A 10,133-nucleotide genomic window follows, 5' to 3' on the forward strand; every position below is an offset into this window, starting at 1 on the left:
CTGCGCCCCTTATACATAGAAGTAGTAATAGAAGTGGAAAAACAGCGGCGCGGTGTAAATCAGCGAATCCAGACGGTCAAGGATGCCGCCGTGCCCCGGGAGCAATTTACCGGAGTCTTTCACACCAAAATCACGCTTGATGGCCGACATCACCACATCGCCGCAGAACCCGCTCAGGCCGATAATTACCCCGGCACCCAGCGAGTGGATCCAGTTCATCGGCGTCAGCAGCGGGCCGAAAATGGCCGCCAGCAGCGTGGTGGTCAGCACGCCGCCCAGCAATCCGGCCAGCGTTTTATTCGGGCTAACCTTCGGCGTGACCTTGATTTTGCCCAATGATTTTCCCCACAGATATTGCGCAATATCGTTAATCTCAGTGGTCGCGACCAGGAATATAACCAGCAGTGCGCCCGCTTTGATATCCACGCCTGGCAACATCATCAGGAACGCGACGTGGCTTAAAGCAAAGACCGTTGTCATCATGCCCCAGTGCATGACGGAGGCAGAGTGTAAGAACCCTTTAGTATCGCCAACGAGCACCATGCGAGCAGGCAGGAATAAGAAAATGTAAATCGGGATGAATATAATAAACATGCCGTACCACGACATCCCCACCCAGATATATTGCACCGGGATCGCGGCATACATCCACAGCAACGGCACGCTGTCAGAGCGGCGTGTCGGGGCCAGCGTCAGATATTCCTTCAGTGACAGGAAGCTGAGAAATCCGAAGAAGGTGAGTGCCAGCCCTTTAGGCGAAAGCATCGCCAGCGAAAATAAGCCAACGATGACCCACCAGCTGTTGATCCGCTGCTGGAGTTCCAGCCAGTCACGCTGTGGGCGGCACTTTTTTAAGACGAAGATAATGGCGGTCGCCAGTACTAAAACGCTGAAGATCCCACCAAGGCAGTAATACAACGTGTGCAGGGAATCAGGCATTGGTGACCTCCAGCGCACTGCGACAGCGGTTGATTGAGGTCCAGGCCAGCAGCACAGCCGAGATACCAAAGACAATATTGGCGACGATGATGTACTGCGGCCAAAGCGCGATAAACAGACCCAAAGCCCCCAGAACAAAGGCACGGTCACTTTTACCCATCGGGCCACGATAATTTCGGCTACCCGTCAGGGTCTGGGCAGTGATTCCGCAAAACTCTGTCAGCCACGACAGCAGTACCACCAGCACAACCAACCACGGAGTAACTCCGGTCAAAAAAGCAAACGCGAGATAGAGTGCAGCATCAGCGATAATGTCGCCTACCTCATTGAGAATGGCCCCAAGCCTGGACTGCTGGTTAAATTCCCGCGCTAACATGCCGTCGATAGCATTCAGCGCCATACGGAAAAATAAGAAGATCGGCAATGAGATAAAAAACAGCGGTTTCGGGAAACACATCAGTACGCTGCCGAGCAGAACCGAGGCCAGCATTGCCAATAGTGTTACCTGGTTTGCCGTCGCACCTATGGCATGCAGCCTGACGACGGTGGGTCGAAGTAAATTTTGAAACTTAGGTTTGATGTCATACAGCGTCACGTTATGGCTCCTGCCTTGTGTTTGACGGATTTCTATCGCAGTGGTCGTAAAAACAGGGTGTTATCCCTTACTTCAATGACGCGCGGCTCATCCGGGTCAAGTAAGTCGCGGCTCAGCACCTGCTTCCAGGTGCCACGGGTTCTGTCCGGCTTGCGGAACAGCCCGACCACCGCCACAAACTGCGCTTTTTCATCCATTGGAATATCGAGGTTGACTGTCTGACCCGGATAAACACTCAGCTGGCGCTGTGTCAGCAGCGATTCCTTCAGCACCAAATCCGGCTGTGTCAGCAGGTCGGTGTATTCCGTGTTATCAAAGGTCTTGCGGTCATTCAGTTGCAGGACGCGGATACGCAGCGGCATCGCCTGCTGCGCGTCATCCGCGTTAATGGCACCTCGGGCGGTAATGGTCAGGTGTAGCGTCTCAACCTGGCGATAGAAAATCGCTTTCGCTACGCTCTGTGTACCCTGCTTTGTTTTCTGGTACAGGCCACAGCTACTCAGCAGCAATAGTGGCAGGCATAACCACAAACGACGGAATGGCCGGATGTTCATTGTTCACCTCCAGGGCGGATTCCCGCATCAGCAGCGCCACCGGACGAGAAAATCTGTGATGGCAGCACAAACCCGCGCAGGTCTAGTAGTGACAGCGGCCCTTTCCCCAGCTCCGTACGCAGCTGGTAGTTCAGCGCCACACCATCCGGCGTTACCCAGACCACGCGGTACAGGTTGTCACCCAGCTCAGTGACCAACGCTTTATCCAGCAGGCGAATGAACCCCCAGCTTCCCGGCTCATCGGAATAAAGACGTGTGCCGGTTTTGATAGTGCGCCATGTCAGCGTGGTCTGGGGTTGCCAGCGGTTATCCGGCCAGCTCAGCGTTTGCCAGCTTTCTTCCTGGTTGAAATATTGAAGTTTCTGTCTGTCCACAATCAGGTCTGATTCGACCACATCGCGGGACGGCTTCGCCATCAGTTGGAAATGCAGCGACACGTCGCCATGCGCAAAGGCGACATTCCCTACACGAGTCAGGCGGTTGAGAGCGTCCAGAAACGCCGGATTGAAGGTCAGGCCCTGACTGTTCATTGCGTCCGGCACCCACTTATCTCCTTCAAGACGCAGCAGGCCACCGAGGCGGGTTTGGATAAACTGCGCAATACGCCCGGTGTCCATTCGCATAAACCGCGCCAGCTCAGCCAGTGAAGCCTCACTCTGACGGTCGGTAAATGGATAGCGGTCCGCGAACGACGCATTCCACGGCGTCACGATATCGCTTTGCCACTGGCTGTTAAGGCTCTGCGAGGTTGGGGAGAGTACCTGCTCCCAGGCCTGGATCATCGGCTGCACAAAAACCGTCTGGCCGAAACCGCTCCACTCCTGACCGAGACTCGCGGCGATCAGACTGCCGTAGTCGCGGGTATCTGTCAGATCAACCGCCTTACCCTGAAACACCGTCAGCGCCAGTGACTGCATCATCGCCTGTGGGTCAGGCGCGTTCGTCACCTGCTGAAGCCGCAGGCGAACACGGGTAATGCGGGTGAGGAAGGTTTGCAGGCTCAGGCTATTCTGTGAGCCATCCCCGTCCGACAGTAACAACAGCGGACCAAAGGTCGCATCCAGTGGCCCGTGCGCCTCATTTCCGGAGTGCCGCATGGCAGCATTCGCTTTTTCACTGTGGATCAAATTTTTCGCTGAACTCACCAGGGAGTCCGTCAGATCGCCTCCGATCTGCCCGGCACGCCCCTGCACTCTGAGAGTATTCATCAACGCAATCAGCGGTGACTGCCGCACATCAGCCAGCAGAGTCAGTTGATCAATTGACTCCGATAGGCTGCCTGCCTGATGCCATTGCAGGCTGTTGAGGAATTTAAGCCACGCTCCGGAATAATCAGAGAAATAGCGCGCCGTCAGCCGGGCTTTCAGCGTATCCGGGGAAACCGTGCTGGTGGCATCGCTGGAATGCTGGGCATCGCTGAGCACCCAGTCAATTTCTTCCCGCCGTGATTTCGCCAGTTTCTCGATGGCGGGCTGAACTTCTTCCTCCCAGGCCTTGCGCGTAAATACGCCGGGTACGGTAATATCAGTGCTGAACAATTGGCTGCTGTCCGAACCATTGACCATGGCACTCAGCGACATATCCGCATAATCACGGGATACCTGCTCAAGCATCTTCTGATAGCGAGTGGATTCTGCATGACTGGCGCCAATCTGGCGAAGCAGGGCCGAGCGCATGCCGCTGACCAGACGCATATCCGGCATGATTCTCCATTCCATGTGTGCCGGAAGGTTCTGCATCATAAACGCCAGCATGCTGTTACCAACCGCTCGCCATGTGCCATCCTGCACACCCTCGCGCTGCGGCCAGAATTGCATCACCGTCGAACTGAAGAAGGCCGGTTCGGCTTTATCCGGGCGGGAAAGCATCAGATAGGCACGAAGCTGGTCATACATCACTTTCGACTGTGAAGCTCGCTGCGGATCGTCAGGCGGCAGATTGCGCCAGCTGTTCATCAGCGCGGACAGATGCTGCGCTGACGCATCCCGCAGTAGCGGCATCGCCGCCTGCCGCCAGTACGGCCAGAGCGCGTCGAGGACGTCATTGTTTCGGCTAAGGCCCATGCGCATATACCACGGCGCGCCGTACAGCTTGCGGTGTTGCAGGCGTTCAATTTCATGCTGCAGCTGGTACAACGCCAGCAGTTGCTTCGCTAAAGGCTGGCGGGTATTGACAGCATTCAAGGCCAGCGCATGGTCGGCCTGCATCAGACGTTCGTTAGCAACCCAGGAGAAAAAACAGGCCGCCAGCCAGAACGTCAGCAAACAGGTGCTAATTAGCTTTAAGCTTTTATGCCACGATGCTCCCGTCGCTCCAGGTTTACGCCAGCGTTGTGCGAGTAAATCCAGCCACATGTTACCCGGCAGCCAGGCATGGCGAAGAGAAGCATTTCCGGACGTTGTCACAGGGCTGAATGCCATCCCGGCCAGCGACAGCGCCATGGCTCCTTCCCCCAGCTGTGACAGAGTCTGCGTCAGGCGAGCGTTCCCCCCCTCGCGCAAATATTGCGCCAGCTCTAGCAGAAAGGAGTGCTTTCGATTATTAATGATCTGCTGCCTCCCCTGACGCAACAGTGCGCTTTCCAGTTGATTCATGGAATCACTAAAATCTTCAGCCTTATCGCCCGCCGCGACCAGGAATCCAATGCCCTGCGCGGGTAAGCCAGGTTGCTCCCACTCGAACGAGTGGATCTCCCACAACCATAGCGGTACTTCCCAGCCGAGCGCGTGATACTGCTTTCGCAGTTGGCGCGCCGCAGTATCCCTTATATCGTGAGTCAGTTCAGTTTCAGCATTCACCACCCAGACCATCGCATCTGCCAGACGACGGCGAATTTTACGCAGCGCTTTCAGGGCTGAGACATCGGGTTCATCAACCGGATTCCCCTGCCACAACAGCACGGTTCGGTGGCCTTCAACCCAGAGTTGCGTGGTCAGGCCAGGAACGGCCTGCTCTACATTACTTTCCTCGCCGACCATCAGCAGAATACGAACTTTACGCCGCCAGAGACGGCCATACTGGAAGCGCATCTGCGTGGTAATGTCTTTTACCAACTGGTTTTCCGGCGCGCGCGTGGTCTTGTTGTTGGTCTCCCCCGTCGCTTCCCGGGCTTTCAGTCTGACCAGGGCTTTCCAGGCAAGAATAAACGGGGCGCAAAACCACACCAATACCATCCAGACGAGGCAAGCGCGGAAGATTATCTGGCCCGGCAGCAGCGCCGGCAGATCGACACTGCTGCCAGCGAAGTAATACAACAGCGCCCCGAGAGTAACCAGCAGGGTGATAGTGATGATGTAGCCAGTCACAAGCCAAAATAAGGAATGACGAGGCTCAGTGCGCGAGGTTTCCACGGGGAACGCAAACTCCTGTAATAAATTGGGATTCCGTAAATGTTGTCGTCCAGCCGCAGGACTTCCCCTGAAGGGCTGACAGCAAGGCCAGGGACTGCATCACAAAAGGCGTAACCGGCCCGGCCTGCCCCAACCACGGCATCAGAACGTAATCGACGGCTGACCAGCCGGACGGCAAAAGGGTATCCATTGCGGATGAATCGGCGGCTAGCATCCCGTCAGGCACACCGTGCAGGCCGGCATAGCGACTAAGCTGTTCCGTCAGTTGAGTCGGCGTTTCCCCCGTCTCAGGCTGGAGTATTTCGCTGCGCGTCATCAAAGCTGCCGTCCGGTGTCCGCACAGCCAGGCAAAACCCGCTTCCGAGGCGGCGTATTCCGCTGACGGTGTTGCCTCCCCGGCCCCTGCGCAAAGCAGCATCGCCTGTTCATCGGCGGGCATGGCATCAATAACGTTGTCCAGTTCGGCAGCGCTTTGCAGATGAAGCGCATCTTCCGGCAGGCGAATGCCATCGAATTCCAGCGCCTGGCTGAACGCGGCCAGGCTCTGCTCATCTCCCAGCCAGCAAAACACCTGTATTGGCCGGGCTTCATCAGCCTCGCGCAAACGCGCCAACACCAGACGGGCGAGAGAGCGGGACAGCAGAACAGACCGGCTTTCCCTACCTCCCAGCCCCAGCACCTTCGGGCAATACAGTCGCGCGTTACCCTGCGGATCTTCGACCGCACCGGGAGTTGCCGGAAGCGGTTGCAACAACAGCGCCTGATGGTCAGACTCTTTATCGCCTACTGCCGTCATCAGCATCACGGCTTCTACGGGTAACATACGCGAACGGTATCGCCACCAGGCCTCGACGGTTGATGCGATCGCCTCCCGGTGCGTTTCGCGGTTCGAAACGGACTGAAGCCAGACCAACCAGCGCAGCGCGACGGCAACCAGCCAGACGCTCAACGGACATCCCACGCTCCAGAACCAGAAGGAGAGCGTTCGGGTGGGTTTGCCTTCCGGCCACAGCAACATCGTCGCCAGTGCCGCCAGGAACAACATCACCGGCAGCGCAATCCACCATCGCCGCCAACAGACGGGATGAAGTTCGGCATAGTCAGGGTAACGTGGCGGGAAAATCATCCATGTACGTCCATCGCGCTCAGTGAACTGACCAGCGTACAACCGCAGGCGCATTGGTGCCCGTCGAGCGCTACCGCTTTGCCATTAACCGTGCTGCCCGGCGCTCCCTGGGCGATAGTGGTCATGCCATGCTTATTACAACGGGCTTGATCCCCCACGCAGGCCACCGGTTTGCCGAAGGCCTCATAGCGGCCGCTCAGCACTTCGCCGCCGTGTTCCCTGAGCATATCCCCTACGCGAATTAGCTTTTTCAGGCTCATACCACTTTAGCTCCTGCTTCTTTGAGCATATCAATTGCCGAAGCCATCATGGTTTGGTGCCGTGTGGCGATGGTCTGATGGCTGGCCTGCGCCACCAGCAAGCCCGGATCCCGCGTGGGTTTAAAGAGCTCTGCGGCGTTATCAAGCAGAGGAACCGGTTTACCTGTCGCATTATTAATAATGATGCGCTCCATACCGTAAACGCCTGCCGCAACGCCGATGCCTTTAAGGGATTTGTGTTTGATGGTATAGGTCGCGCCAGCGGCAATAATGGCAACCCCCAGTAATTGCCCCGCCACGGAGAGCAGATACTGATCCTTATTGCTCTGGGGACCAAAGTAGATTGAACGATAAAAGAAATAGCTTCCCCAGGGTTCACGAGTGCCGAGCGTGGAATACATAAACCAGGCGCGGGAATCATGTATCTGCTCATCAAACAGCGCAACAACCTGCGCCATCGCGGGCTCGGTTACGACATCTCCCTGTTTTGACGTAAATAATCTGCCGTATAAACGGTCGCCATCGCCTTTGATCCGATCGTGCTCGGCCTGCTCATCATCCGTGTTGATCAGCCAGACGGCATATTTGGGGATCGTGTGGATAGCGAACTCCCACCCGTTCTGCGGGCGAAATTCGTCCAGGTAGTCGCTACGAAACTCTTCTGCTGCCTCGCGGAGTTCCGTCTTATCAATGGTGGGTTCAAAGGCAGGCCAGCCGGCCTGATCCGCCGACGCAGAAGGTGCTGATTTAGCGTTTTGTTTTGCTGCGTTGCGGATTTTGTCTATCTCGCTCTGTCGAGCGTCACGCATTTTCTCATCTTGCTCCAGCTCCTCTTTGGTACGCTCGGGCGCCCCCAGATAAAACGGCTGGGTGGCATAGCTCCGGAAAGCATAACGCCCAATACGCCAGGCAGTGATCCAACCGATTTGTTCGATAACGGCATCTTCCAGTGACTGGCTGAGACGATGCGGATGGTAGCCGTAGACGCTATCGGTTTTAGCATCCGCTGGTTTTTCGGCAATGATGGTCTGCCGCCAGGCGTTGAAGCGTTGGATGAGTACCTTATCTACTGCGAATTGCTTATAGGTATCAGTTGCCATTACTCGTGAAGGTGTCTTCTGAAGCAATGAGTCTGGAATTGTTTCCTTCAGCACCGTTAAAGGTGCTCCAGCCTTGAATGCTGCAGAATAAATATCATGCAACACGATCTGCGATAAAACCTTTCCAGGGTTATTGGGATCAGCTTCATCAGCCATTCCCTTTCCCTGTTCGCCCGGTGGGTAGCCACCGCCAATATCGGAATGCACACCGGGATAAACCACTTCCATCGTGGTCGGCGGATAGATGCCCTCTGGGCGGCGAACGGAATCCAGAGGAAAACAGAGGCGCTGTTCATGGGCTGATACAAAGTGCCGGCAGCACTTAATCAGGTTAGGAAAACGTGCGTCATCGGGTAACTGCTGCGTGCCATCCGCCCATCCCATATGCCCGTCGCACATGGGAGCCATATGGGCTACGCCAACAGAAGGTACGGTATCCAGGAGCCCAAAAAATTCAATGCTCAGAGGGATCCCCAGAATTGACTGTTCAGGTTTATCCGCCTCTTCTGGCGTTTCAAACAATTCTGTCAGCCAGTTAACAAAAGTTCGGGCTTCGGCTGCACCGCGGGAAAACCCATAGATAAACAGCTTTATTTTGAGGATCTTGGGTTTGGCGGTTTCATCCTGGGCTTTGGCACGCATTTCTGCATTCAGAAATTCATAGAATACCGCCTTGCGATTGGTATCGCCGCTTAAAGGCCAGCGGGCGGCCATTCCAGACAGCTTCCCTTTTGCTTCAAGGGCTGTAATGCGCTTCTCTTTTTTCGAGAGCGAGAACATTAAGGCATCTGCCAGCATAAGCAACGCCCAGTTAATACGGTTTTCTCCGCCCGTGGCATATTTTAACCCGGCGTCGCTGTAGTCCATTTCACCTATCTCCGGGAAAGCGGTCCCTACTCCGGGCATGTAATAAGAGAAATAACCATCACTTTCAGCACCGGGTGGATATGCGGCGTGAAACAGCTTTGCAATATTGGTTGGATGAATCGGGTTTGCACGTTTGGTATCGTTATTCTCGTTATTCCCCGTACCATCAAAAAAGAAACTGATATGCAGGCTTCTTGCGCAAGTAAAACCAGCTCCATTTCGCCGTCCTGTTTGCTCATTGAAGGCATTAAGGTATTCATCTTCTTCTCTACGCTGCTTTAGATAATTATCCAGTACGTCTTTTTGCGCCCCAGGTAAACGCCCACTCAAAGGGAATGACGGAGGAACCCAGGCAGACGCTTTTATTTCTGACATGTTGCGGGCTCCTGCATATTCATCGGCTCTTTAATTGGGTAGGAATAGGCACCGTAGCCGGCTACACCCGCATAAATTTTTACCTGATGGCAAGGAAGAAAATGGACGTTAATGCCCGCACTCTCCTTATATTGCGGAATGGGAACATCAGCGCTGAAGTGCTGGTATTTGGCCTCGTGCTGAGCTAAGGCCATTGGTTCAAAACCAACCCCCATTTTCAGTCTTGGAATTTTTTCATCCGCGTTAGGATCAACCTCCCACTCAATATGTGCAGTCATCCCAGGTCGCCACTGGTCCGGGATCATAACGCAGCACACATTTCCATTTAGCGTCGCATGGTAGCCGTTTACTGAAAACCAGTTAACGTTCTGCCCGGCAACATGGTTGTATCCTCTAATATTCCCTGCGCTCGACTCGCCAGCCTGGGAGTGCGAACATCCCGATAACAACACTGACACAAATAAAGCAATGCCACGGATAATCCATTTTATTCTGTTCACCCTTCCTCCCTGCGCTTTTTGCCTGGTGAATGGTATAACTTGTGCCCTGCGGCTATCTGGCACACATAATTTCACTCGTTGGCTAATAGCCCTGCCAGACGCTTTTATTTCTGACATGTTGCGGGTTCCTTCATATTCATCGGCTCTTTAATGGGATACACATCTGCCCCATAGCCAGCGATACCCGCATAAATTTTCACCTGATGACAGGGGAGAAAATGGACGTTAATGCCCGCACTCTCCTTATATTGCGGAATGGGAACATCAGCACTATAGCGAAGGTATTTGGCCTTATGCTTAGCATATGCCGCAGGATCGTATCCAAATCCTTTTGTTTTTTTCTTTATATTTTCAGCGGGGTTAGGATCAACTTCCCACTCAATATGTGCAGTCATCCCAGGTCGCCACTGGTCCGGGATCATAACGCAGCACACATTTCCATTTAGCGTCGCATGGTAGCCGTTTAC

The 10,133-nt window shown here is 54.8% G+C and carries 9 protein-coding genes; all 9 read right to left on the reverse strand.

What is annotated here, in order from left to right; genetic code table 11:
- Positions 1-9: 9 nt before the first annotated feature.
- Positions 10-939, reverse strand: a complete 930-nt coding sequence (locus tag PGR10_RS17705) for a phosphatidate cytidylyltransferase (RefSeq protein WP_316425252.1) — start codon at positions 937-939, stop codon at positions 10-12.
- Entirely contained in the window at positions 932-1,534 is a 603-nt protein-coding gene (locus PGR10_RS17710; protein ID WP_316425251.1) for a CDP-alcohol phosphatidyltransferase family protein, read from the reverse strand. Before PGR10_RS17710 ends, PGR10_RS17705 begins: the two co-directional genes overlap by 8 nt.
- A gap of 32 nt (positions 1,535-1,566) precedes the next feature.
- Positions 1,567-2,088 carry a type VI secretion system lipoprotein TssJ gene (gene tssJ / locus PGR10_RS17715; protein ID WP_316425250.1) on the reverse strand — a complete coding sequence of 174 codons (522 nt, stop codon included), beginning with the start codon at positions 2,086-2,088 and terminating at the stop codon, positions 1,567-1,569.
- The gene (locus tag PGR10_RS17720) at positions 2,085-5,438 is read right to left on the reverse strand and encodes an ImcF-related family protein (RefSeq protein WP_430923854.1); all 3,354 of its coding nucleotides are present in this window, start codon (positions 5,436-5,438) and stop codon (positions 2,085-2,087) included. The genes tssJ and PGR10_RS17720 overlap by 4 nt, the downstream gene beginning before the upstream one ends.
- The gene (locus tag PGR10_RS17725) at positions 5,419-6,564 is read right to left on the reverse strand and encodes a hypothetical protein (RefSeq protein WP_430923855.1); all 1,146 of its coding nucleotides are present in this window, start codon (positions 6,562-6,564) and stop codon (positions 5,419-5,421) included. The genes PGR10_RS17720 and PGR10_RS17725 overlap by 20 nt, the downstream gene beginning before the upstream one ends.
- Complete coding sequence (locus PGR10_RS17730) at positions 6,561-6,818, reverse strand: PAAR domain-containing protein (protein ID WP_316425297.1); 258 nt, start codon at positions 6,816-6,818, stop codon at positions 6,561-6,563. The genes PGR10_RS17725 and PGR10_RS17730 overlap by 4 nt, the downstream gene beginning before the upstream one ends.
- 2 nt (positions 6,819-6,820) lie before the next feature.
- The gene (locus tag PGR10_RS17735; RefSeq protein WP_430923856.1) at positions 6,821-9,166 is read right to left on the reverse strand and encodes a T6SS phospholipase effector Tle1-like catalytic domain-containing protein; all 2,346 of its coding nucleotides are present in this window, start codon (positions 9,164-9,166) and stop codon (positions 6,821-6,823) included.
- Positions 9,154-9,783, reverse strand: a complete 630-nt coding sequence (locus tag PGR10_RS17740) for a DUF3304 domain-containing protein (protein WP_430923857.1) — start codon at positions 9,781-9,783, stop codon at positions 9,154-9,156. Before PGR10_RS17740 ends, PGR10_RS17735 begins: the two co-directional genes overlap by 13 nt.
- On the reverse strand, positions 9,771-10,133 hold a 363-nt coding region (locus tag PGR10_RS17745; RefSeq protein ID WP_430923858.1), incomplete at its 5' end, for a DUF3304 domain-containing protein. The genes PGR10_RS17745 and PGR10_RS17740, both read right to left, overlap by 13 nt.

It is taken from the genome of Klebsiella sp. 141198 (assembly GCF_050600785.1).
GTDB lineage: Bacteria > Pseudomonadota > Gammaproteobacteria > Enterobacterales > Enterobacteriaceae > Klebsiella > Klebsiella aerogenes.